General features: G+C 61.1%; 1 protein-coding gene. It reads left to right on the top strand.

Going from position 1 to position 511, the window contains the following annotated elements; translation table 11 throughout:
• Positions 1–511: MlaD family protein (locus tag A3730_RS04310; RefSeq protein ID WP_156500890.1), on the top strand; the 511-nt coding region annotated here is incomplete at both ends.

The following is a 511-nucleotide window of genomic DNA, read 5'->3' as shown; positions in this document are numbered from 1 at the left end:
CACCAGTTCGTGCTGCATGACAACCAGGAAAGCGCCAAGCGGGCTCTCTACACCCAGACACTGGATTATGTGCTGCTGGTTGAACGCAGCGTGCGCGGCCTGCAAGCCGGGGCACCCGTCGAATACCGCGGCATCCGCATCGGCACGGTGGAGCAAGTCCCCTGGGCCTTTGGCACCGAAGGCCCCAACGCCATGACCGACAGTCCGATTCCGGTACTGATCCGCCTGGAACCACAACGGGTCACCCATCAATCCACGATTGCATTGCCCTCATGGAAAAGTGAAATCAGCCAGATGGTGGAAAACGGCCTGCGCGCCAGCCTGAAAGCCGGCAATCTGCTGACCGGCTCCCTGTTTGTTGACCTCGAGTTTCACAACAACGCCCCGGCAACCGATGCCTCGCCCACCTACCGCTCCGTACCCGTCCTTCCCTCCGTGGGCAGCGGCGGCCTGAGCAAACTGGAAGATCAACTTCACGCCCTGCTGAAAACCCTGAATGGGCTTCCCATGC

This window comes from Alcanivorax sp. HI0044, from assembly GCF_001634945.1.
Note: the sequence above shows the minus strand (reverse complement) of the source record. Positions and strands in the feature narration are given on the sequence as shown.